22 protein-coding genes are annotated in these 22795 nt (G+C 41.1%); 9 read left to right on the top strand and 13 right to left on the bottom strand.

The genetic code is table 11. The features are described from left to right. Nucleotides 1-14: 14 nt before the first annotated feature. The gene (locus KUL10_RS12235; RefSeq protein ID WP_110429215.1) at nucleotides 15-512 is read right to left on the bottom strand and encodes a hypothetical protein; all 498 of its coding nucleotides are present in this window, start codon (nucleotides 510-512) and stop codon (nucleotides 15-17) included. Between the two features lie 49 nt (nucleotides 513-561). Beyond that, nucleotides 562-759: a hypothetical protein gene (locus KUL10_RS12230; protein WP_110429214.1), complete on the bottom strand. Its 198-nt coding sequence runs from the start codon at nucleotides 757-759 to the stop codon at nucleotides 562-564. A gap of 247 nt (nucleotides 760-1006) precedes the next feature. Here KUL10_RS12230 and KUL10_RS12225 point away from each other — a divergent pair, with 247 nt between their 5' ends. Next, nucleotides 1007-1552, top strand: a complete 546-nt coding sequence (locus KUL10_RS12225) for a hypothetical protein (RefSeq protein ID WP_110429213.1) — start codon at nucleotides 1007-1009, stop codon at nucleotides 1550-1552. Nucleotides 1553-1615: 63 nt separating this feature from the next. Here the strand turns inward: KUL10_RS12225 and ahpF are convergent, their stop codons facing one another. After that, nucleotides 1616-3220, bottom strand: coding sequence for an alkyl hydroperoxide reductase subunit F (gene ahpF, locus KUL10_RS12220; RefSeq protein ID WP_110429212.1), 1605 nt, complete (start codon nucleotides 3218-3220; stop codon nucleotides 1616-1618). A gap of 234 nt (nucleotides 3221-3454) precedes the next feature. Next, on the bottom strand, nucleotides 3455-4018 hold the full coding sequence (gene ahpC / locus KUL10_RS12215; protein ID WP_110429211.1) for an alkyl hydroperoxide reductase subunit C: 564 nt from the start codon (nucleotides 4016-4018) through the stop codon (nucleotides 3455-3457). A gap of 433 nt (nucleotides 4019-4451) precedes the next feature. On the opposite strand from ahpC, the gene KUL10_RS12210 reads away from it, so the two are divergent. Next, entirely contained in the window at nucleotides 4452-6494 is a 2043-nt protein-coding gene (locus KUL10_RS12210) for a bifunctional diguanylate cyclase/phosphodiesterase (RefSeq protein ID WP_158525379.1), read from the top strand. Here KUL10_RS12210 and KUL10_RS12205 read toward each other — a convergent pair. From KUL10_RS12205 to KUL10_RS12195, 3 genes are read right to left on the bottom strand one after another with little or no spacing between them, the layout of a single operon-like run. Next, nucleotides 6491-7045, bottom strand: coding sequence for a YceI family protein (locus KUL10_RS12205; protein ID WP_110429209.1), 555 nt, complete (start codon nucleotides 7043-7045; stop codon nucleotides 6491-6493). The two genes, KUL10_RS12210 and KUL10_RS12205, sit on opposite strands and share 4 nt — an antisense overlap. Continuing rightward, nucleotides 7035-7613: a cytochrome b gene (locus KUL10_RS12200; protein ID WP_110429208.1), complete on the bottom strand. Its 579-nt coding sequence runs from the start codon at nucleotides 7611-7613 to the stop codon at nucleotides 7035-7037. The genes KUL10_RS12205 and KUL10_RS12200 overlap by 11 nt, the downstream gene beginning before the upstream one ends. Nucleotides 7614-7654: 41 nt before the next feature. Beyond that, nucleotides 7655-8287: a YceI family protein gene (locus tag KUL10_RS12195; RefSeq protein ID WP_233499803.1), complete on the bottom strand. Its 633-nt coding sequence runs from the start codon at nucleotides 8285-8287 to the stop codon at nucleotides 7655-7657. A 245-nt stretch (nucleotides 8288-8532) separates the two neighbouring features. Between KUL10_RS12195 and KUL10_RS12190 the strand changes: the two genes are divergently transcribed. Continuing rightward, nucleotides 8533-8787: a hypothetical protein gene (locus tag KUL10_RS12190; RefSeq protein WP_110429207.1), complete on the top strand. Its 255-nt coding sequence runs from the start codon at nucleotides 8533-8535 to the stop codon at nucleotides 8785-8787. Between the two features lie 31 nt (nucleotides 8788-8818). On the opposite strand, the gene KUL10_RS12185 is transcribed toward KUL10_RS12190, so the two are convergent. After that, entirely contained in the window at nucleotides 8819-10309 is a 1491-nt protein-coding gene (locus tag KUL10_RS12185) for an inorganic triphosphatase (protein WP_110429206.1), read from the bottom strand. A gap of 148 nt (nucleotides 10310-10457) precedes the next feature. On the opposite strand from KUL10_RS12185, the gene KUL10_RS12180 reads away from it, so the two are divergent. After that, nucleotides 10458-11072, top strand: coding sequence for a TIGR04211 family SH3 domain-containing protein (locus tag KUL10_RS12180; protein WP_110429205.1), 615 nt, complete (start codon nucleotides 10458-10460; stop codon nucleotides 11070-11072). 36 nt (nucleotides 11073-11108) lie between these two features. Here the strand turns inward: KUL10_RS12180 and KUL10_RS12175 are convergent, their stop codons facing one another. The 5 genes from KUL10_RS12175 to putA form a co-directional block, all read right to left on the bottom strand. Next, nucleotides 11109-11795 (bottom strand): response regulator transcription factor, encoded by a 687-nt coding sequence (locus tag KUL10_RS12175; protein WP_110429204.1) that lies wholly within the window; start codon nucleotides 11793-11795, stop codon nucleotides 11109-11111. Next, complete coding sequence (locus tag KUL10_RS12170; RefSeq protein ID WP_110429203.1) at nucleotides 11792-13507, bottom strand: ATP-binding protein; 1716 nt, start codon at nucleotides 13505-13507, stop codon at nucleotides 11792-11794. The genes KUL10_RS12175 and KUL10_RS12170 overlap by 4 nt, the downstream gene beginning before the upstream one ends. Nucleotides 13508-13538: 31 nt before the next feature. Next, nucleotides 13539-13769, bottom strand: coding sequence for a tetratricopeptide repeat protein (locus KUL10_RS12165; RefSeq protein ID WP_110429202.1), 231 nt, complete (start codon nucleotides 13767-13769; stop codon nucleotides 13539-13541). A 69-nt stretch (nucleotides 13770-13838) separates the two neighbouring features. Continuing rightward, a complete protein-coding gene (locus KUL10_RS18635; protein ID WP_158525378.1) occupies nucleotides 13839-13997 on the bottom strand; it encodes a hypothetical protein in 159 nt (52 codons plus the stop codon). A 272-nt stretch (nucleotides 13998-14269) separates the two neighbouring features. Next, nucleotides 14270-18088 (bottom strand): bifunctional proline dehydrogenase/L-glutamate gamma-semialdehyde dehydrogenase PutA, encoded by a 3819-nt coding sequence (gene putA, locus KUL10_RS12160; protein ID WP_110429201.1) that lies wholly within the window; start codon nucleotides 18086-18088, stop codon nucleotides 14270-14272. A 240-nt stretch (nucleotides 18089-18328) separates the two neighbouring features. On the opposite strand from putA, the gene KUL10_RS12155 reads away from it, so the two are divergent. The 5 genes from KUL10_RS12155 to truD are packed head-to-tail and all read left to right on the top strand — an operon-like array spanning nucleotide 18329 to nucleotide 22737. Further along, entirely contained in the window at nucleotides 18329-20065 is a 1737-nt protein-coding gene (locus KUL10_RS12155) for a TIGR03545 family protein (protein WP_110429200.1), read from the top strand. A gap of 58 nt (nucleotides 20066-20123) precedes the next feature. Further along, nucleotides 20124-20402, top strand: coding sequence for a cell division protein FtsB (ftsB, locus tag KUL10_RS12150; protein WP_110429199.1), 279 nt, complete (start codon nucleotides 20124-20126; stop codon nucleotides 20400-20402). 9 nt (nucleotides 20403-20411) lie between these two features. Continuing rightward, nucleotides 20412-21119: a 2-C-methyl-D-erythritol 4-phosphate cytidylyltransferase gene (gene ispD, locus KUL10_RS12145; RefSeq protein WP_110429198.1), complete on the top strand. Its 708-nt coding sequence runs from the start codon at nucleotides 20412-20414 to the stop codon at nucleotides 21117-21119. A gap of 30 nt (nucleotides 21120-21149) precedes the next feature. Next, nucleotides 21150-21632, top strand: coding sequence for a 2-C-methyl-D-erythritol 2,4-cyclodiphosphate synthase (gene ispF / locus KUL10_RS12140; RefSeq protein ID WP_110429197.1), 483 nt, complete (start codon nucleotides 21150-21152; stop codon nucleotides 21630-21632). Between the two features lies 1 nt (nucleotide 21633). Then, the gene (gene truD / locus KUL10_RS12135) at nucleotides 21634-22737 is read left to right on the top strand and encodes a tRNA pseudouridine(13) synthase TruD (protein ID WP_110429196.1); all 1104 of its coding nucleotides are present in this window, start codon (nucleotides 21634-21636) and stop codon (nucleotides 22735-22737) included. Nucleotides 22738-22795: the final 58 nt, after the last annotated feature.

Below are 22795 nucleotides of genomic sequence, written 5' to 3'. Positions count from 1 at the left end.
GTAATAAGATGGGACTAAGCCATTGTTTCCATCAAAATAAACTTTTTAGCCCTAGGCTTAGAACCCAGCGCAACTGTATCTGATTGCACTGAAGCGTTGAAAACTTGATATTGGCCTTTTTGCTCAAAAGACTCCAATTCAATGTTCATCTGCCCTTCGCTTGCGCTTGCAACAGCAAATTTAATTGCTTGGTTAACATCACCAAAGTTAGTGTCTGGAGCTATTTGCCCTTGTGGAATAAGGTTTCTCGCAAAATAACCAGAAGTTGCAACAAGGCTCATTTCGTCATTTAACATGACATTAAATTCACGATTAAACACTTCTACACCCTGAATTTGCTGATTATACTTAGCTATTCGAGTGCCTTTACCGGTATCGTGGAAAGATCTCATCACTGCCTGGCTCATCGCGCCCTTGTCAGTCCCCATGCCAGTGACTAAGCTCATAAAATGATTAGCCGCCGCTGTGGGACGTTCGCTTGGTGCTACTGATGAAAGGTCAGGTTGGCGCATATTTCTAGGCGCCCACAAAAATGTAGTTTTACCTAACTCTTGGTCAAAGTTAACTTTGCATACCCGTTACGGTAGGCATGGAAGCTAGCTGTTTTTGAACCGCAGCATCAAAGCTAGCGCGTTCTTGATTGAAGCTAACATTATTGGTTTGTTTTTGAATTCTGTCGGTCGGTGCTGCGTCAACCGCGATAGATGCAAGTGCCACTGATATAGTTGCGGCGACAACGGTAGGTTTGAATACCTTCATGCATGTTCCTTTATTATCTTATTGTAAAGTAGTTCTCCCCTTGCTTACCATGGTAAGAAGAGGCCTTGAACACTGGATGTATAAACATTTTTATTATTAGCAGTACTCTGAAATTGGGTACTTGAATACTATCCAAAGTATGTGGAGGTTAATGCGCCTGTTTAGAGGTTTACATTGTCCACTAATAAAAGATACTCTTGTCTTTCAAAATTAACAACATTCTTGAACAAAACAATCTGAGGAAAGCATGAAATTGCAGTTTGGTTCGCATAACAAAAAGCAAATATCTATTATATTTTCAGCAACTTGTATAATAATGTTAGGGGCTTGTTCACAGCCTTCGCCAAAAGAAAGTGAAGCTGAAAACTTTCAGAATGAACTAAAAAGCGCATCAATAGAACAACCAGCAGTAAGCGTTCCGCCATCGATATCAGAAGCAGAGATTGAAGCTCGGTTTCCATCTAAGCCTATTAGCAAAATGATAAATGGTGTCAAAATGACGGCTAAAGTCCTACCAATTACACGCGGCTCCATGGTGTTTGATAATTCAGTAAAACAAAATGCGATGGTGAAGGGTGATATTGTTGTTGTACTCAATGATAATCAAGGTTTGCCTGATGAGCTTAGACAAACTTATAAAATTAAAGAGCTCGTTGAAGGTGTATTTAGTTTAGAAGCTGAAGCAAATGAAGATATGCTTGAACATTATGAAAAACTCAGTAAAAACACTGCTTTTTCTCGTGTAGAACTGGGCTTATTTTATGGACCTGAAGATGGCCCTGAGACAATGTAAAAAGCCCCTCTATACAGAAGGGCTTTTGCAAGTCAACTTAGTTAACGTACATAATATTTTACATTATGCAGCTTGTGAAGCACCTTTATTTTCAGCATTTTCATCTTCACTAGGCTGCATTAGCAAATAATCATATGCAGCTAATGCGGCTTTAGAACCTTCGCCCATCGCCACGACGATTTGTTTGTACGGCACAGTGGTAACATCTCCACAAGCATAAATACCTTCTTCGCTAGTTTCACCTTTTTCATTAATAATCACTTCGCCGTAAGAAGTTAAATCAACAACGTCTTTTAATACTTGGCTGTTTGGCACTAACCCAATTTGAACAAAGATTCCTTGTAAATTCTGTCGTTTAACTTCTTGAGTCTCACGATCGGTGTAGTCAATCGCGACCACTTTCCCGCCTTCTGCGATTACTTCTTTAGTCGCGGCGTTTTTAACGACTGAAATGTTACTGCGTTTTTCAATTTGGTTTATCAGTACTTGGTCAGCTTTAAGCTCTGGCATGAATTCGTACACCGTAACTGATTTGACAATCCCAGCTAAATCTAACGCCGCTTCAACACCACTGTTACCACCACCGATAACGGCAACGTCTTTGCCTTTATAAAAAGGACCATCACAATGCGGACAATACGCTACGCCATTTCCGATGTTTTCATCTTCGCCAGGCACATTTAGCTTTCTCCAATTAGCGCCGGTCGCAACAATCAGCGTGCGCGTATCAATCACTTCGCCTGAAGATAGGGTCAGCGTTTTGACTTTGCCTTTTTGGATATCTGTCACTCTTAAGTGTTCACGCAAATTAACTTCATAGTCATTTAAGTGCGTCATCAAAGAAGTAGTGAGTTCTGGACCCGTAGTTTTTGGCACTGAAATCAAATTCTCGATGCCCATAGTGTCTTTGACTTGCCCACCAAAACGGTCTGCAACAATCGTCACTTTTAAGCCTTTACGTGCGGCGTAAATTGCAGCTGCTACCCCGGCTGGACCGCCACCAATGACTGTTACGTCTTGTAATGGAAGCTTTTCAACTGAATCGTCAGCCTCAAGCATTTCAGGACGCGCATCGGTTAACTTGCTGACCAACTTAGCTGTATCGACTTGGCCACTAGCAAATACTTCACCGTTCATGAAAACAGTGGGTACACCTTGGATTCCGTTTTCTTCGACTAGGTCTGGATAAACACCGCCATCGATCATCTCAACTTCGATATTATCGTTAAGCAATGCGAACTGATTCATTGCCTGAACAACATCAGGGCAGGCATGACACGAAAGACTCACATACACTTGAAACTTAGAAGGAGTTTTTACCTTCGCCACCATTTTTTGAATCGCGTCATCAAGTTTTAGCTTGACGCCACCAGATTGTAAAACAGCTAATATAAATGAATTAAATTCATGACCACCTGGCACGCCTGAAAAGCTGATGCCAGTAGGTTCACCCGCCACTTCCAATTCGAAAGTCACTGGGCTGCGTAGACGAGCATTGTTATCTCGCTCTTCTACAATAATTTTGTCTGAAATCGATGCAAACTGGTTGAGCATCGTCATGAGTTCTTCGCGTTTAGCATGTTCACCTGTTTGCACAACTAAGGTGACAGCTTGCTGCATATCAACTGTGTACTGCTTCAGCGCGTTCAAAATTTCTGGAGTCAACATAATACTGTTTCCTTATAAAGTGTTTGTCATCACTTAAGTCAATTACTTGGTTAGCATGACAACGCATTGTTAAATAATACTATTTTCAAAATTGCTAAATTGCTTTTTTTCAGGTGCATTAACCTAGAGACAGCATCCCTTAAGTCAACTTAACAAATGAAATTAGTGTCTATGCAGGCAGACAACATCTGCCTGCATAGTGGATGTCTTGGATAAGACGCGTCTTAAAAAGACTTAGATTTTACCAACTAGATCTAGGCTTGGAGTAAGTGTTTCTTGACCTTGCTCCCATGCTGCTGGGCAAACTTCACCGTCGTTGTTTGCAACGTACTGTGCAGCCTTAACTTTGCGAAGCATATCTTTTGCAGAACGACCAATACCTAGGTCATGAATTTCAGCAACTTTGATGATACCTTCTGGGTTAGCTAGGAAAGTACCACGAAGTGCACGACCTTCTTCTTCGATAAGTACGTCAAATGCACGAGATAATGCAAACACGTTATCAGAAAGAAGTGGGTAAGTTACTTTACCAATTGCTTCTGAAGTGTCATGCCATGCTTTGTGTACAAAGTGAGAATCAGTTGATACACCGTAAACTTCTACACCTAAGTCTTGAAGTTCACCGTGTATTTTAGCCATATCTTCTAACTCAGTTGGGCATACAAAAGTGAAATCCGCTGGGTAGAATAAAAAGATAGACCACTTACCCTTTACGTCTTCGCTAGTGATAGTTTTGAATTCACCATTGTGGAATGCTTCTACAGAGAAATCAGGGATACTTTTGTTAATTAATGACATTGTATTTTCCTTTTAAGTTAAATAGTTTATTGGTTAACGTTTTACGTTGAGTTAAAGATAACTTCGATTGCCTAACAAATAAATTAAATAAAAACGATTCACCTAAACAAAAAAAACGATTAAAGCCGTTTTTTGCAATTTAAACACTCATTTTTATCCAACCTATATCCGCGAATTAGATACGAAAATAAACATACTTTAGTTTTTATCGAAGCAACTATCTGAAAACAAAAAACTTTGTTTACAGAGAATTGGAATATTGGGGTGAGAACAATATCTGCAAGGGGCTTTGTGATTTTTATTTTCAAGGTGTTAGATGACTAGAAACTAAATTATCTAAAATCGATGAGCAGCCGATAACCACATAATGACGAGTAAAAGCTTAATAGAAAAAGCTAACACGCTGTGAACCCCCTGAAAACCAATGGGCACTATGACATATACTCCAGACCTTTTTAATTCATCACAACAGGATACCGTCGCTCGCTTAAGATTGCTCTACGGCAATGCATTGGGTGGTTTAGTTGTGACTTTTGCTTGTATGTCATTACTTTGTTTTGGCTTTGATAACGCAGAAAACCAATTCCATAAAACACTGATCTGGTCTTTACTATTTGTGTCTCATAGCTTGAGGCTAGCAGACAATTTCTTTTCGCAAAAAAGACTTGCTGACAATAAAGTCGATACGGCTCCTATCATCACACGATTTGCGGTAGGCATCGTCGCAAATAGTTGTATTTGGGCGTCGTACAGTATTTTTGTCATGCCATCTGCTTCTCTGATGGAAATAACACTTAGCGCTATTATTTTATCTGCGCTCGCAGGCGGCACCATAACCATCATGGCCGCGTCGACCGTGCTTTCCGTTTTTTACATGTCAGCACTTTTATTACCTTATTCAATTGTGATTCTGATTGAGCAAATGCAAGACCTGTATTATATAGCTTGGTTAGGGATTGTATTTTGGTTTGTGATGCTAGCTTCAGCCTTCCAAGCCGGTAAATCAATATCAACGACATTTGTATTAAAAAATCAAAATGAAAACCTGCTCAGTCTCATGGCTCTCGAGAAAAAAGAGATTGAGCGCATTAATCAAAAATTGAGTGAAGCTAATATTGAACTGGATAACCATGCCGCGCACTTGGAGTCTGAGGTATTACGTAGAACAGAGGAAATTTACAATTTATCCAATATTGACCCACTTACGAATCTAATGAATAGGTCTGCGTTTACCAAAAACCTGAAAGAGCGACTAAAAACAAGCACCACGAAGCACGAAAATTTTGCGTTACTTTTTATCGATCTAGATGGGTTTAAGGATATTAATGATGGCTTTGGTCACAAAATCGGAGATAGCGTACTATCAGAAATATCGCTTCGCCTAGAAGAAGTGGTTACAAAATGCAATGCGGATGCACTACAAAAATGCCAGTTGTGTAGGTGGGGAGGAGATGAATTTTTAGTGCTGACTCCATTTGCGAGTGTGAAAGCACTCAATGATTTGGTTGAAAACATTCAAGAACGGATTAAAGCTAAAATAAATATAGCCTCCAACCAACTTAACGTTGGCGCCAGTATCGGTATTTCGCTGTATCCCGAACACGGTCAAACCTCTGGCGAACTAATACAGTTTGCTGATATTTCGATGTACCATCATAAGCATCTCAGAAGCGGCAATGCGATTTACTTTACGCCTAGTTTATATAGTGAATTCCAACACGACCAATTCATCAGAGATGGTTTGAAAAATGCACTCAAAAACAATGAATTTCGACTTAACTATCATCCGATTATTGATATTCAATCAAATAAGGTTTGGGCAGTAGAAGCCCTAATTAGATGGAAACACAAAGACATAAACATAACCCCCGATGAGTTTATCTCAATCGCAGAACGTTCAGGCAGAATTATTGAAATCGGCGCTTGGGTGATTAAACAAGCCTGTCTTGACGCGGCTAAATGGGAGTTTTCTGAGGACACGGCCGTATCAATCAACGTATCATCCCTACAACTGCTCGACAGCAAATTTATCAGTCTCATCGATTCTGCATTGAGTGAAAGTGGGTTGGCGGCGAATAGACTACATCTAGAGATAACTGAAAGCGTGATGCTTGAAAATGGAGAATTAGCAAGCGCCCAATTAAATGCACTTGCTGATCGAGGCATCCATATATCTATCGATGACTTTGGTACGGGCTATTCTTCGCTTAACCAACTTCAGACAATGTTCTTTGACGTCATCAAAATTGACCGAAGCTTCCTGCAAACACTTGATAAAAGAGACCTAACAATCATTGCTGCAACTAAGCTAATTGCGGATGAATTCAATGCATCAACAGTAGCCGAAGGCATTGAAACTCTCGAAGAACTGGATGTATTAAAGAGCCTCGATATTCGATACATTCAAGGATATTTTTTCAGCAAACCACTCAACTCTGCTGATCTAGTCAAGTGGATAAGAGCGTTCAATACTTAAATCGCTATTCGTAACTTAATATTAATTTCAGCACTGACCCACTCGGCGTCAGGGTCTGATTCTAGACCAATATTATAAGCTAATCGTTGGACGATAATATCTGCAATCAGTTGTTCGCCAGTATTAATCATTTCAAACGCTACGGGCTTCGAAATGCCTCGAAGCGTTAACTCCCCTTTTACGGCGTAGCGACCTTGTGCGGAAGCTTGAATCTGTGTAGAAACAAAACGACCTTGGGGCGTATTTTCAATGTCAAACCAATCGCCTTCAGGAAGGGTACTATCATATGTTCGATCACCAGTTTTTGCAGATGCAAGGTAGAAGGTCGCGGCTATTTCAGGATTTTGGGCTGGGGGTAACGTTAAGGTAGCATCCCACTTTTCAAATACACCTTCAAATGGCATACCAGCGTGCTCACCACTGAATTTTATAGTACTCTTGGTTTGGTTTGCGCTTAAGCGCTCTATGAGTTGCTGAGCAAACGCCTGCAGCGCGAATACCGCACCAAGTATCATCAACCAATGCTTTAAGTGACTTGTTCTAGTCCGCATGTTTTTTACTCCACCACATCCGCGTGGTTAAATTTATATTATCTTTATATTTGTGCTTGATAACTGCGCCGACATGAACTGAAATCAACGCCAGAAATCCAAGTGCCATGTACCAATGGACATTTCTCGCGATATTTTCTATTTCTTTATTTCTAGCGACGCCCGAAATGTGTGGCCACTCAAACATATCGAAGACGATCGTGGGCAGTCCAAAAGGACTAGCTGAAACCATCAGCCAACCGGATAAGGGCATGAGCAGCATCGCTAAATATAGCCCCAAATGTCCCACCTTTGCATAACGGCGTTCTTTGTAATTAATACATGAAGGTAATTCAGGGCGCAGGGCAAAAAACCTAATCATAACGCGAAACAGGATAGCGATTAATACAAGTACTCCGGCACTTTTATGAATCTGAAAAAGCTTGAATTGATCCGCTTTTGAAATATCAGCATTCACCATATAAAAACCACTTACAAACATAAAAAGCAATCCAATGGCAATCAGCCAGTGCATCAAAATCGCTGTTGAATGGTATCGTTCAATCAGTTTTTTTTCAGGACTTTTCATGCTTGGTATTGCATCTCGTTTTTATCCACTTACAAAATTGATCAATCTTCATGGTGAGCAAACTCACCTTCAATCATCACCGTAACCTCATCACCGATACTCGGCACGTACTTCGACATGCCCCAATCTGAGCGTTTGATGACTGCGGAAGCTGAGAACCCCATCGTTGGCTTACGACTAAATGGCTGCACAGCCATTGCACCATTGAAAACTACATTGAGTTCAACCTGCTTAGTTACACCCAAAAAGTTCAAATCACCCAACATGACAGCCGTCTTTTCACCTGTCATCTTTATAGAAGTGGATTCAAAGTTTATTGATGTATATTTATTTGCGTTGAACCACCCCTTATCTGTCGCCAAAATTTTATCAAAGTTCTTTTCATCTGCATTTGGATAGGCAGTTTGAATCGACATAGGGTTAATCGTCGCTTTTACCTTACTGTTGCGAACATTTATTGGGTCAAAATCGATGCTAGCATCGAAATCTGCAAAACGGGCTACATAGTCAGACAAACCTAAATGAGACACTTTCCACACAATACTTGCGTGACTTAAATCCACTTTGTATTCCCCCCCAGGCATGTCACTGAATGGGCTCTTAGCAAGCACCCAACTCACACAACCAGTAAGTAAAACGGATACCAAAGTAATAACTTTGAACATTGTTCTCATTTCCTCTCCTAACGTCTTAATGGATTGTTTAAAGAAGACCCCTCGCAAAGGTCGTGTATGCAATAAATTACGTCTAGTTCAATTAAAAAGTTGCATGCTTTACAGATTAAGTTAGTCTTTTACAGTGTTTTTTTAAAAATAACTAAAAAAAGTCTAAAGGTTTGACTTATGTTGCCGATAACTAAGCCGAACACGGAAAACTCTTTTAATAGAGTACAAAAAAACTAAGAAAAGGAACGGAAATCGTGATTATCCCATCTTATTTTTTGCCCAACAGAACAACCAAAGTTAGGGCGACGACAAAACCTGCAGTATCTTTAGACAAAGCAGATACGGGCAACGATTCTGCGAAGCAAGAGGGCGTTCAAGTTATTAAAGCTCAAGAGAAACGCCAAGGTGAAGACCGAAGAAAACGACACATTAAGCCTTTGTTAGATACACGCACCGGAAGAGATAGACGATATTCAGCCACTCGCCCATCTATTGATATCAAAGCCTAAGCTAAGTAAACACACAGTTGATAACTAAAGGTTACCAATAGACATCGGCACTCATTGCTACCTTTCGACTTCGCTCCATCACCGTAATGACACTTTTAAGCTTTTCTTTTATCCAGTCGTCTAGGTCTTCCACGTCGTTTACTTCAACTTCTTTGAGTACTTCATTGAGAAACACTAGCGATTTGATTTCTTTTAGGCCCGTCAGTAAATCTAACCATGGCGCTCTAAATTTACCGCGACTTTCAACGAAAAGCTCTGCCAGTAAAAAACCATTGATCAAGGTTGTTCGAAGCAACATTTCCAAGGCAAGGTAGTTGTGATGGTCCATCGCTTGCTTTTTTGGCAGGCTCTGCATAACAGTTTGGTAACCTTGTGATAGCCAACCTTTTGCATGCTCTAGTACGAGTGAATCATAACTCATCACCTGCTGTCTCCAAGGTTTCTCAACGAGAATTCTAGAAGCAGATAATTGCACCAATATACTTTCTCTTGAAGCTAGTAAATTTTCAGGCGATTGAACGGCCAAAAGTCCTTCTCTCCGGCCGTTGAGGTAACTCATTAGCATCTGACTTTTGGGTATCTTTCTGCTAAATGGACCTTTGCGCGACCTTAACTTTCGGATACACACTAAATCTTCTTGCCATCTCCACTGCTCATGTAAAGTCAGTAATTGTTTGTGTAAAAAGAGTAATTCCATACATTGAAGCACAGGCAAATATAACGATACACTTTGCAGTAGTAACTCAATGCTTTCTGCAATGCGATGTAATGCACGCAAGTGTCCAGACTGCAGATACACGTGCTCATGATGCTGCCAGTGCTTTAACGCTGTTTGAATTGCTAAGCAAAGAGCTTCTTCAGTAGTGTGAGTTTCGTTTAGACGTAAAAATTTGGGTAGGTTTTTTGTTTCTGGTAAATTACCTGTAACGAGTTGATAACCGCGAGATGCTTTAGTGGTATTACTCAATCTTACCGCGATAAATTGAGATATTTGATCAGCAATATCAAACAAGGCACTAGGGTCACCTTTCTTAAGCTCGATTTCAATTTCACTGATCGGCAATCGTCCACTCTGATTCTTAACGTCACCCTGATCAAATACTATTTCAATATGATCATCGCCATTAATAAGGTCAAATGTCACGCGCCTGAAATTTGTCGTGAACATTGAAACTAATTGCTGATTAATTGCTTCTACGTCAAAGTCTGGCGCCCAAATATCCGCATCAAATTTTGTTAAATCAGGCTTAGCTTCTTGCAATTCGATATTATACTCTGGACGTTGATGCAAGCCGCCCTCGACACTTCCTTTGGTTTTAACCGTTTGTTCAATTTCTTCGTTTTTGACGCGTATTCGGAAACCAATTTTACGTTGGCCCAAAAGTTGATCCGGTGTATCGAAGTACTCATTAAACAGTTGATGCTCTTCACGCGTTATTTCGCCTTTTAATAAAGGCAAAACGCTGCGTTCAAATATATCTAGCGCATCGTCAGGTGAAGCGAGTTTAAGTTCTATTTCCATGCGTCTTTATTTTTACAAATATTCTCACGATTAGATTGTCAAAAGGGTATAGGAGCATTGCGACTTGCGCAATGCGATTTCTTTCATCCTTGTTAATTTCTGCATTTGCGAATACTCTATATAAAAAAATGAAAACTAATATTCTGCCATGAAACAGTTACTTAGCTTTTTACTTATCTGCCTAATTGTATTTTCAAGTTCAAGCCTCTTCGCTCAACAAAGCGCAGAACCAAACGATGACTCTGCAAATATTAGGTATATTTCCGATGACCTTTTTACATATATGCGCGCAGGTCCTAGTTCAGAGTTTCGGCTCTTAGGCTCGGTATCTGCAGGTACTGAAGTACGTTTACTTCAAGTTGACCGGGCCGCTGGTTATGTTGAGATTATTGATGATCGTCAACGTACTGGGTGGGTTGAAATGAAATTTGTCAGTCGCAACCCTTCGATAAGGCTTGCGCTAAAAGATAAAGAACGAGAAGTAGACGAACTACAAGTCAGAATTGACGAACTGACGGCAGAGATTTCTGCAATTAATGGCAATTTAGCAATCTCAAAAGAGCAAAAGGTAGACCTCAATCGCCAAATCACTGCGCACCTTGAGGAAATAAATGACTTGAAAGTTAGGATATCAGAAAAAGATAAAGCCGATAAAATGGAATGGTTTACGCGAGGAACTATCCTAGCTTTAATATCAGCCAATGTTGGTTTCATCATGGGGTTATTTGGTCGTAAGCGCAGAACCAAAGAGCGTTTAATGTAGAGGTTGTAGCTTCGCAAGGACTAATTGAAGTCAACATTACAAAGGTTGAACAATTGGCGTATATTTGTAACCCGCTCCATAAACACTGACGATAAGTTCATCTTGCTCGGCCATAGAGTTAATCTTTTTTCTGAGTTTGCTTATATGGCTATCTACAGTGCGATCAGACACGATTCGATTATCTTTATAAATGACACTCATCAACTTATCTCTTGAAAAAATACGGTTAGGACTCTCGACCAGTGCACTTAACAATGCAAATTCAACCGTCGTCAATTCAACCTCTTGGTTTCCTAAACGAGCATGCTGAGTCCCAGTATCAAGTGTAAGCGCGTTTTTATTCACCCAATCGCTATTATTCGCTCTTCTCAAGATAGCTTTTACTCGCAACACGAGTTCTGGGGCGCTAAAAGGTTTGCATATATAGTCATCTGCACCAGCGCGCAAACCCTCTAAGCGGTCAGACTCTGAAGTACGGGCAGTCAATAAGATAATCGGAACTTGTGTACTTTGTCTTAACGTTTGACAGATCTGAATACCGTCTCCACCGGGTAACATGATATCCAAGATTATGAGATCAGGTTGGTATCGCGTTACTAATTGCTCTGCTTCTAAACCATTGTTCAGAATTGTGCAATGAAAGCCATCATGGTTTAAAAATCGTTTGATTGCCTCTGCAATCGGTGCTTCGTCTTCGATAATCATGATATGCTGTTGCTTCATTTCTGTGCGTCCTGCCCTTTATTTTGTTTAAGTGGGAAAAAGAGCTCAATTTTCAGCCCTCCTAAATCACTTTGAGATGCCCAAACCCTTCCTTTATGCGCTGTCACATAGGCTTTAACAATACTAAGCCCAATACCTGAACCACCAGATTGGCTACTCCTTGACTTATCTGTTCTGTAGAGCCTTTCGAATAAATGAGGAAGCTCGTGTTCACCAACGCCAGGGGCGCTATCTTCAATGCTAAGTATAATTTGTTCGTCTTGCGTGAAGCACTTAAATACTACCTGCCCCCCTTCATGGGTATATCGACATGAATTACTCATCAGATTCTCGATAACCTGCTTGATGCGATCTAAATCGCACTCAAAAAGAAGCGATTTTTCGATCTCTAGCTGACTTGATAGCTCAAGTTTATGTTCCGCAAGTTGCCTGTGTTGTTGTTGAAGAAACTCTGATAGCCAGTCGCGAAACTCAACTTCATGAATATTGAGTTCTAAATCGCCGGAGTCTGCTTTTGCCAACTGAAATAAATTACTAATCAGATAGTTCAAACTAGCAATTTTACTATGAACCAAGGAGTAGGCCTGCTTGGGGTCCTCGGCAAGTTCATGCTCAAGCATTTCTATTTGAAGTTTAATCGAAGTTAAAGGAGTACGCAGCTCGTGAGAAACATCAGAAAGCATCTTATTCTTTCGCTCTACAAGTTGCCTAGCATTTTGAGCTTGCAGTTCTGACATTTTTCGCCTTTGAAAAAGCAAGACAATGAGCATACTGAAAAGCCCAAGAATAATTAAAAACACAAAGAAATTCGCTTGCCTTGACTGCTTTTCTTCACTGAGGGCCAATTGAGTATTTGCATTGTCCATTTGCAATTCTATTAAGACTCTTTGGCGTTCTTCGATCGCTAACTTAGATTCCAATTTTTGTTGTTCAAGTTGTGCGCTTTGAAGCTCTCTATCTTTTTCAAGGAGCTGAATTTTATGAGCCTTTCTGACGTATTCAGACTCAGCTTGCAACTGAGCAATTCCATCTAGGCGCTTTGCATCCAAAATTCTATCATTGATTTGTTTTTGCTGTTGCAAGGCCTCAAAAGCGCTTTTGTAAGAATTAGCCTTAGCATATACGTCAACCAATAAACCATTGAAAAGTGCTTGTTGTGCCATTTCTTCTGTCTTATTGGCCAAATTAAGACCTAAGGTAATGTAATGCCTAGCCTCATCATAATTCTCTTGTTGCAGATGAATCTGAGAGATGATCACATAAGCATCGATTAACAAGCTTTGATAGTTTTGCTCTTGGGCGCGCTTGATTACCCCTGTTATTAGTGACTTTGCCTTCTCTGTCTGTCCAGCGCAAAAAAGGACCTTCGCATAAACACTTGTCGCCCAATCAACGTCTCGTTTGGCTTCTATTTCTTGAAAGAGCTCAATTGCCTTACTCACATAAGGAACGGCTTGTTCGGACTCTCCCATTGCATCAAGCACGAGCGCTATTCTGTTATTACTATAGGCGATATCCTGAAGCACCCCCATTTCTTCATCAATCTTCAAGGCATCATTTAAATAATCTAGAGCAAGTTGATAGTCTCCCATTTTATAGCGGATGTTTCCGAGATTATAGAGGCTACTTGCGACACTTGAGCTATCACCAATTTGATACTCAATCTGCAAAGCTAATTGGTGATTTTCGAAAGACTCTTTATATTGCCCCATTTTTTCAAGTACGTTACCAATGCTGTTATAGCTACTTGCTGTTATAGCTACTTGCTATTTTTCCTTCATCCTCATACTTTTGAAATACTTGTAGGGCTTGATAAAACTGTTGAAGCGCCTCGTTATAACGCGATTGATAGCGATAAATTCGGCCAAGCAACGAAATAGAGCTCGCAATTTCGAGTTCGTCCTCGTTAGAATCGTAATAAGTAAGGGATTTTTCCGCATGGCTAATGGCCTCAGCGTAACGGTTGCGGACCATGTCATTCACCGCTGCCTGATATTGCGCCAACCCTTTATGATTATGTTGATTTAGAGCGGAAGAAAGCGACTAGTATTCATTAGTAAGTGTGTCAGCAAGTGCCATATTACCTTGGTCACGTGCACTTCTTATGGACTGAGAGAACTCCCCAACTTGCAGTACTTCAGTTCCGTCGGCAATTAGTGAAACAAAAATAATTGTTGCAAGAAATACTTGCCTAAAGTTCATTTTTCACAGATTTATCTTTCTAAGTTAGTTGGAAAGGCGTTAGACGGCTCGCTAATACATATACTACTAGTTTAAGGCCGGTTTCTACAACGTCTAACATGATAACTTAACTAGTAAGTTTGAAATGTGTAAAAAAAATGGAATTTTGGATGATCGTCATATTGCTCTGCGGCATGGGGCTGAGTGACGCCCCATTCAAATAGCGTTATTGACTTATCACCAACTACTCAATAATAAAGGCGGCCCCCACTAGCCGCACTTATTTAGGCGCGCTAATCATCATCCTCAATCATGGTCATCAATGAAGTATTCCCACCGGATGCAGTGGTATCAATACTGATCGTCTTTTCAGTCAACAAGCGTTGAATCATATTGTCATTGTACTCGGCTGTAATCACAGGAAGAATTGCGCCAGGTCTTTGCGCTAGCTTAGTCGCAATGTAAGCACTTCTGGTTGTATTACTATCGACAACGACTCCGGCGAGATTGGTTTCGATAAGTAAGGCCTCTAAATGCTTCAGTCTTGCGACTTGGAACACGCCGTCTGGTGCGCCTGTCCCATTTAATTTATCTTTAAACGCCAACGCTTCCTCATAAAACAAATCTGACACAACCGAGATAACAACATTGCCGGTCGCGAGTGCAGTCACAATCGATAGCATCCAGTATTCAAAGGTCACTTCTTTATCGGCAAAACAAACGAGTGCGCCACGCGGTTCAAGATGAAGCGTATTAGATTCACCCGTAGGGCCTGGTAACATAATAGGGTGCTTTAACTTGCGCTCAATCTTAATTAATTGGGCGCGCGCAGTAGCTAAGGAGCGATTTAAATCATCGGCCAACTCTTCAACGATATCGACGTTTGCTATTTTAGCTAGCAATTGTCTAACAGAGGAGATACGGTCATTTAGCGGGGACAAACGCCATTGGTTCTCAACATCAGTCGCCAGTCGCATCAACTGCTTAGCTTCTGTCGTTGAGTTATCATCACTGATAATCGCCTTATCATCTTCAAAGTTGTCAACAACAGCCCCGTCTTTTGGCGTAGCATTTTCTTTCATCAAACGCGGCAAGTAATTGGGTCCACCGGCTTTCGGTCCCGTCCCCGAAAGGCCACGTCCACCAAAAGGTTGAACACCTACAATTGCACCAATCATATTGCGATTAATATATATATTACCCGCTCTTGATAATCGAGCTAATTCATATGCCCGGTCTTCAATGCGGGAGTGAATTCCCATGGTTAACCCAAAACCTGTTCCATTAATTTTGTCGATTAGCCCATTTAGCTCTTTGCCTTTAAACCTAACGACATGAACACAGGGTCCAAACACCTCTTTTTCAAGCACGTCAATGTCACTTATTTCGTATAAGCGAGGAGCGAAGTAGTACCCGCTATCAGGTGTTGGCGTTTGATAAATTAGCTTTACTTGCCCTTTACCTTCCAGTTTTTTCATGAAATCCACATGCGCGTTCAAAGTATTCAAAGCTTTCTGATCAATAACCGGGCCAATGTCCGTTGCCAGCTGACTGGGATCACCTACCGTTAGTTCTTTCAGGGCACCTGTGATCATGTTGATTACGGCGTCGGCAATATCCTCTTGTACAAATAATACACGCAGGGCAGAACAGCGCTGGCCTGCACTTTGGAAACCTGAGGCAATCACATCATCTACCACTTGTTCGGGCAGCGCGGTAGAGTCCACGATCATACAGTTTTGCCCACCTGTTTCTGCGATTAACGGTACTTGTTCTGTTCCACGCGCAGCGAGTATCTGAGAAATCAAGGTGCCTGTTTGAGTTGAGCCCGTGAACATAACTCCCTGAATACGGTGATCGGGTAAAAGCGTTTCACCTACATCTGGACCTTGTGCAATTACAGTATTGACCACGTTTTCAGGTAAGCCAACAGAACGCATTAGTTCAATGGCACGCAATGCGATCAAACTTGTCTGCTCGGCTGGTTTAGCAATTACAGTATTACCTGTCACTACCGCTGCAACCACTTGACCGAGAAATATCGCTAGCGGAAAATTCCAAGGGCTTATACATAATATGACGCCCCTTGCTTGTAGACGATTCTCCTTATCTAACCTCTCGGCTTGAACTGCGTAATAGCGACAAAAGTCTACAGCTTCTCGAACTTCATCTATACTATCTACCGTGATTTTGCCAGCCTCTTTTATACAAAGGCCAATCAGTTCATCCATGTGACGCTCGAGGATATCGGCTGTTCGCATCAATAAGTCTGCGCGCTCTTCAACGCTGGTTTTTGCCCACGACTCTCCCGCGATAAAACTCGCTTCCAGTTTATGAAGCATTGACGCTTTTGAATCAAATTTATGAAAACCGACAATTTCGTCTAATTTGGCGGGGTTTTTTACCGTAAAAAAGTTGTCAGTATCATTGGCCTGTTGCTCGTTAAGAGCACTTGTGTGTTTATCAAACCACTTTTCGAGACGGTTAGACAAATCTTGAGTTTGACTAACATCATATATATCAAAGCCTTTTGAGTTTTTGCGTTCGTTGCCGTATAGATCGATGGGCAAAGTGATTTGCTTATTTTCACGTGAACTCAAACGTTGGGTGCGTTCAACAGGATCTTCTAGTAACGACTCGACCGGCAGACTGTCATCTACAATAGCATTCACGAAAGAAGAGTTAGCACCATTTTCTAGTAAGCGCCTAACCAAATAGGCTAATAGATCTTCGTGCACGCCTACTGGGGCATAAACACGTGTTTGAATACCATCAACAGACACTACTTGGTCATAAAGAGAATCGCCCATTCCATGTAAGCATTGGAATTCAAATCCTTCTTTGTCGTCTCCTGCCAATTCGATAATGACCGATGCGGTGTACGCATTGTGCGTTGCAAACTGTGGATAGATAGTGTCCCGATAAGCCAACATTCTATTTGCACAGGCGTGATAAGAAACATCAGTAGATGTTTTGCGAGTGAATACCGGAAAGTGCTCGAAGCCGCCCTGTTGAGTATGTTTGATCTCCGTGTCCCAATATGCACCTTTGACCAAACGCACCATCATTTTTTTATTAACTCTGAGTGTTAAATCACGCAACCACTCGATCACAAAGATAGCGCGCTTCTGGTATGCTTGAACGGCTAAACCAAAACCATTCCAACCTGCTAAATCTGGATCACTAAAAACTGTCTCGATAATGTCTAACGATATGTCTAAACGCTCTGACTCTTCAGCATCGACCGTTAAACCGATGTCGTATTCTTTGGCCATCATACAAAGTGTCTTTAGCTTCGCGGGAATCTCTTGCATAACACGTTCATATTTAACGAAATCATAGCGTGGATGGATAGCAGATAATTTAACTGAGATCCCAGGACTTTTTCTTGGGCCTTTACCTTTGGCCGCAGCGCCAATGACTTTTATTGCGTGGACATATGATTGATAATAGCGTTCAGCGTCTTGAGCTGTTCGCGCCCCTTCGCCTAGCATATCGTAGGAATAAACATAGCCTTTCTTCTCTTTGTCGGCAGCGCGTTCGACAGCATCTTCAATACTTTCTCCCATCACAAATTGCTTACCCATTACTTTCATTGCAATGTTCATGGAGCGACGAATAACCGGCTCACCTAGTCGGCCGATAGTCTTTTTAAGTAGGCCAAATTGCTCTTTCTTGCGTTCATCAGCATAGTTGACCATATTACCGGTAAACAGTAGGCCCCACGCGGATGCATTAACAAATAAAGAATCGCTATTCCCCAAATGCGGGGTCCATTGACCTTTTGATAATTTATCCCTGATCAATTCGTCTTGAGTATGTTTATCTGGTACCCGCAATAAAGCTTCAGCTAAGCACATTAAAACCACGCCTTCGGCAGTTGACAGTGAATATTCATTGAGAAGTGCATCAACTCCACCGTGCCCTTCTTGCTCGCGACGTATCTGTAAAACCATTGTGCGCGCGCGTTCCCACGCGCGACTTCTTGCTCGCATATTTACTTCAGCCTCAGGCAAAATATGATCGATAGCTTGTGCTTCATCAATACGATAAAACTCACGAATTTTTTGACGAATCGGACATGCATTTTGAGCGTTATGATCCAACAACATTTTACTACCTCTCGATATGCCAAAGCAGGGCACAAAAACCAGATTTAAATTTCGCGCTACGATATATTTTTATTACCAGTAACGCTAGACTGTTAACGAAAAAACAACACTTATTTTGTCAAGATCTTACGATGTCTTTTTAGATTGGTATTTGAGCAAAAAAGTAGGATACATATACTAAGTTGGGTTATTATTGAGCCCGCAGTTAAATATGTCATTTATTAGGTAAAGGAATCGAAAATGAAGCGTAAGAGCATGTCACGACAAGAAGGAAAAATATCGAACTGGCTTTCTGTTCCACTTGCGTTAATTGGTTTGCTGCTCGTCACGTACCTATTCTTTGCAAATATGATACTTAAAAACATGGCTGAGAATGCATTGTCTGATGCAAATGGTGCCGAAGTAAATATAGCCGCACTGTCCCATAGCCTTTTCCCTTTTGGACTTGAACTAGAAGGAGTTGAGGTTACTGATAGCTCGACACCTACAAGAAACAAAATTTATATAGCTAGTGCCATAGCGGATGTGAGTCTTTCAGCATTAATGCAAAGCAAACTGCACATCGAAGAACTGGTCATTGATGAACTTTCTTTTGGTACGCCGCGCCAATACGCAGGTTTTGTCCTAACACAAACGCCCAGTCAGGGGTTTAAATTTCCAACCGTTCAGGACTTACCTAGTGTCGATGAAGTATTGGAAAACACGCCCTTAAAGACAACACAAGCGATAGTACAAGCACAAGGCGTTTACGATAAGTATGAGGCCCCCCTTAAGAAACAAGCAGCAGCCCTACCCTCAAAAGAACAAATTGAAGCATACAAAATCCAAATGCAGTCTTTAAGAGAGACTGACTATAAAGATCCAGCCAAATTGCTGGAAGCAAAGAAGACATTTGATGAACTTAAAGCCAAAATTAAGTCTGACCTGGCAAATGCCAAAATTCTCAAAGAAACCGCCAATCAAGCAAGAGCTGAACTAAGCGCATCTGCCGCTCAATTGAAACAAGCCCCACAAGATGATTACGCGTTACTAAAAGGGCTTGTTGCTGGTGAAGAAGCAGCCATTGGACAGGTAACTGAACACCTTTTTGGTGACAAGGCTCAGTTATACACACAAGGCTTATTGATGGCCATCGAGATGCTTAAGCAAAGTAGTACAAAGACATCCGAAATGCCAGAAGAAGACACGTCAGGTTTGCCCAACGTTTGGATTAAAAGCGCCAACATTAGCGTTAATTTAGCTGATCAATTAATTCAATCCGATTGGTCAGATATTACTGAAAATCATGAATTAATTGACCAAGCGACTCAGTTTGCATTGAAATCAATCGCAACAGAAGAGGGCAAGAATTTATCGTTAACTGGGGACTTTAAAATCCTTGATGGATTGGTGAATTCGAAACAAAAATGGGATATCGCCGGGTTGGCATTGAGCGCGGTAGAGTTAGTACCTAAAGAAGCACAACAGAGTCTAAGTGCTATTATTGAATCAGCTGTATTAAACAGTACCGGTAATTTAAGCATTGTCGCAAACGAACTTTCAGGTAATAGTAAGTTTAATTTTCAAAAGCTAGTATTAGATGCGCAAGGGCAGACAGAGCTCACAAATAGTATTGCAGGTATCATTGAGAATGTTGACCAGCTTGGTCTTTTAACCGATTTTTCGGGTTCTCTACTGTCCCCTAGCGTCGGAGTCTCGTCCAACTTAGACCAAGAAATTATGAGCGCAATTTCTGCAAGCTTCAAAGATAGCGATAACCCTGCCCTAAATGAACTAAAGCAAAAACTCAATGCGAAAGTAAACGCGCAACTGAGTCTATCAGACAATCAACTTGCCTCAGTTGAAAATGTATTGGCTGCTGTAAACGGCGATACTGACTCTTTAAACGATTTAGTAAAACAAGAGTTGAGCAATGTGGTTGATGAAAAGAAAGATGAGTTGCTGAATAAGCTAAAGGATAAACTCTTCAAGCCATAATATTTAAGATATACTCGTGTGAGTTATTCGATATTGACGGCAGGCATAGGAGTAGTAGATGAGAAAATTTATAATCGCTGTGTTACTGATCACCTTTGCCATGTTGCAATACCGTTTATGGTTTGGCAAAAACAGTATTGCTGACTATCGTGCTATGCAAGCTCAAGTAGATACTTTAGCAGAGCAAAATGCTAACTTGAAACAACGAAATGGTTTGTTAAAAGCAGATATTAAAGACCTACAACTGGGCCTAGAGTCGATGGAAGAGCGAGCTAGAAATGAATTAGGCATGATTAAAGAAGGCGAAACATTTTACCGAATCCTGCCTCAAGAGTAATTAATATTGATGAGTAGCAAAATAGTTGCGGTGGTACCCGCTGCTGGTATCGGTTCACGTATGAATAGTTCGATACCCAAGCAATATCTAAAAATACACAAAAAAACAATATTTGAGCATACTTTAGAAGCCCTACTTAGTTTTGACATGATTGACTCTGTGGTGGCAGTGCTGCACCCTCAAGATGAATACTTTTCAAGTTTAGGGATAGCAAGCCACCCCAAACTCATCAAAGTAATTGGCGGAAATGAACGCGTTGATTCCGTTCTTGCTGGTCTAAAAGCAGCTTCAGTAGATGGCAAAGATACATGGGTGATGGTTCACGATGCTGCTCGCCCCATGATTCAGCATCATAATATCAAGCACCTCGTGGAAGTTGGAAAGAAAACCGGTGCTGCCATATTAGCAACACCAAGTGTAGATACACTTAAACAAGCTGAGTCTGACTTTGACCAGCAAAAACAAATACTCGGAATAAGAAAAACAATCGACAGAAAACTTATTTGGCAAGCACAAACTCCCCAGTTTGCAAAGCTAAGCATGTTAATTGACGCTATCGAATCATGCCCAAGCCCCGAGAAAATTACTGATGAAGCATCAGCACTCGAAATGGCTGGGCACCATGTTTCATTAGTCGAGGGTGACGCAAGCAATATCAAAATAACAAAACCAAGTGATCTTGCTTTAGCCGAGTTTTACCTGCGAAAAACGCACTAAATTTTACCGAATATAATATGAGATACCCCTATGCAAATTAAAATTGGTCACGGCTATGATGTACACAAATTCGGTGGTGAGGGCCCTATAACAATTTGTGGAGTAAAGATTGACTACCAACAAGGACTAGTGGCTCACTCCGACGGTGACGTTGCACTTCATGCGCTATGCGATGCTCTACTTGGTGCCTTGGCCCTCGGCGATATCGGTCATCACTTTCCTGATAATGACGATACATATAAAAACGCTGATAGCCTGACACTGCTCGTACGCGTATATAATGAGGTGCTTAAAAAAGGCTTTAAGCTAGGTAACGCCGATATCACTATACTTGCGCAATCACCAAAGATGGCTCCTCATATTCTTGACATGCGCACGAAGATCGCCAGTACGTTAGGGGTTGCAATAGAATGTATAAGCGTCAAAGCGACTACTACTGAAGGCCTAGGTTTTGTCGGGGAAAAGCAAGGCATCGCCTGTCATGCAAGCGTCTTAGTTGAAGCGACTTCATAAGATGAACGACAATCCTACGCCAGCAAATAAAAGTACTTCACCTATATCTTATAGTGACCACTGGACAAAAATCCATGGCCCTAGCCTTGGTCAGTTTATTTTCAAGCAGCAACCTGATGATTTTGTCGTTACTGAAAAACTGAGTTTTGAACCAACAGGCAATGGGGAACACGTTTTTTTATGGGTCGAGAAGCAAAACCTCAACACTGCATTTGTCGCTGAACACATTGCAAAGTTTTCAGGTTTACCTTTAAGAGACGTGACTTATGCTGGTCGAAAAGACAAATTTGCGAAGACTTATCAATGGTTTGGATTGTACATGGCCAACAAGAAAGAACCTGATTGGAAGAACTTCGACCTACCCGGTGCGCAAATAATAAAAGCGACACGCAACGATCGTAAACTTCGTACCGGCGCATTAGACGGCAATCATTTTAAGGTGGTACTACGCAATACAACTAGTCTGTGTCACGAACAGATTCACGCTCGTATCGATAGCATAAAGCAACTTGGTGTACCTAATTATTATGGACAACAGCGCTTTGGCAATACAAGGATAGATGACCCTAGTGCTCTACCTGGCAACCTTGCCTTAGCCCAAAAAATGCTCGATGGTGAAGAGATAAGAAATCGCAATAAACGTTCCATGGCTATCTCCGCACTACGCAGTTGGCTATTTAATGAATTTATTGATCAGAGAATACGTACCTTAGGATATGCTAGATTGTTCGAAGGCGACGTAATGCAACTGGCAGGTAGCAATAGCTTTTTCTTGTGTGAATCAATTGACGAAAAAATAAAAACACGCATAGGAGACAAGGATATTGGCGTAACCTGCCCACTTTGGGGGAAAGGTTTTTTGCATTCCAGTCAGACTATACAAAAATTTGAAAATAGCCTTAGTAAAAAACATAATCAAATTTGTGGACTACTGGCCGCCTTAGGGTTAAAGCAAGAGCGCAGAGCGATGGCATTGTTTCCAAATAACATGACATACTCATTAGCTGAAGATAGCTTAACGCTTTCCTTTGATTTGCCAAGTGGTTGCTTTGCCACATCGGTGTTGAGGGAACTATGCACACTTTTAGAAGATCATGAGCAATAAAATGATACATAACAATAGCTTATTTAATATGTTAAACCACCGAGAACACTCCAACTTG

Source organism: Glaciecola sp. KUL10, assembly GCF_003203515.1.
GTDB lineage: Bacteria > Pseudomonadota > Gammaproteobacteria > Enterobacterales > Alteromonadaceae > Glaciecola.
Note: the sequence above shows the minus strand (reverse complement) of the source record. Positions and strands in the feature narration are given on the sequence as shown.

What these genes read in the sequence shown, in the direction of transcription:
- KUL10_RS12170 (WP_110429203.1), bottom strand. Translation starts at nt 13,507, where the DNA reads ATGGGGCAATATAAAGAGTCTTTCGAAAATCACCAATTAGCTTTGCAG.
- KUL10_RS12195 (WP_233499803.1), bottom strand. Translation starts at nt 8,287, where the DNA reads ATGAGAACAATGTTCAAAGTTATTACTTTGGTATCCGTTTTACTTACT.
- ftsB (WP_110429199.1), top strand. Translation starts at nt 20,124, where the DNA reads ATGAGAAAATTTATAATCGCTGTGTTACTGATCACCTTTGCCATGTTG.
- KUL10_RS12205 (WP_110429209.1), bottom strand. Translation starts at nt 7,045, where the DNA reads ATGCGGACTAGAACAAGTCACTTAAAGCATTGGTTGATGATACTTGGT.
- KUL10_RS12210 (WP_158525379.1), top strand. Translation starts at nt 4,452, where the DNA reads ATGACATATACTCCAGACCTTTTTAATTCATCACAACAGGATACCGTC.
- KUL10_RS12235 (WP_110429215.1), bottom strand. Translation starts at nt 512, where the DNA reads ATGCGCCAACCTGACCTTTCATCAGTAGCACCAAGCGAACGTCCCACA.
- KUL10_RS12200 (WP_110429208.1), bottom strand. Translation starts at nt 7,613, where the DNA reads ATGAAAAGTCCTGAAAAAAAACTGATTGAACGATACCATTCAACAGCG.
- KUL10_RS18635 (WP_158525378.1), bottom strand. Translation starts at nt 13,997, where the DNA reads ATGAACTTTAGGCAAGTATTTCTTGCAACAATTATTTTTGTTTCACTA.
- KUL10_RS12180 (WP_110429205.1), top strand. Translation starts at nt 10,458, where the DNA reads ATGAAACAGTTACTTAGCTTTTTACTTATCTGCCTAATTGTATTTTCA.
- ispF (WP_110429197.1), top strand. Translation starts at nt 21,150, where the DNA reads ATGCAAATTAAAATTGGTCACGGCTATGATGTACACAAATTCGGTGGT.
- ahpC (WP_110429211.1), bottom strand. Translation starts at nt 4,018, where the DNA reads ATGTCATTAATTAACAAAAGTATCCCTGATTTCTCTGTAGAAGCATTC.
- putA (WP_110429201.1), bottom strand. Translation starts at nt 18,088, where the DNA reads ATGTTGTTGGATCATAACGCTCAAAATGCATGTCCGATTCGTCAAAAA.
- KUL10_RS12225 (WP_110429213.1), top strand. Translation starts at nt 1,007, where the DNA reads ATGAAATTGCAGTTTGGTTCGCATAACAAAAAGCAAATATCTATTATA.
- KUL10_RS12155 (WP_110429200.1), top strand. Translation starts at nt 18,329, where the DNA reads ATGAAGCGTAAGAGCATGTCACGACAAGAAGGAAAAATATCGAACTGG.
- ispD (WP_110429198.1), top strand. Translation starts at nt 20,412, where the DNA reads ATGAGTAGCAAAATAGTTGCGGTGGTACCCGCTGCTGGTATCGGTTCA.
- KUL10_RS12175 (WP_110429204.1), bottom strand. Translation starts at nt 11,795, where the DNA reads ATGAAGCAACAGCATATCATGATTATCGAAGACGAAGCACCGATTGCA.
- ahpF (WP_110429212.1), bottom strand. Translation starts at nt 3,220, where the DNA reads ATGTTGACTCCAGAAATTTTGAACGCGCTGAAGCAGTACACAGTTGAT.
- KUL10_RS12230 (WP_110429214.1), bottom strand. Translation starts at nt 759, where the DNA reads ATGAAGGTATTCAAACCTACCGTTGTCGCCGCAACTATATCAGTGGCA.
- KUL10_RS12185 (WP_110429206.1), bottom strand. Translation starts at nt 10,309, where the DNA reads ATGGAAATAGAACTTAAACTCGCTTCACCTGACGATGCGCTAGATATA.
- truD (WP_110429196.1), top strand. Translation starts at nt 21,634, where the DNA reads ATGAACGACAATCCTACGCCAGCAAATAAAAGTACTTCACCTATATCT.
- KUL10_RS12165 (WP_110429202.1), bottom strand. Translation starts at nt 13,769, where the DNA reads ATGGTCCGCAACCGTTACGCTGAGGCCATTAGCCATGCGGAAAAATCC.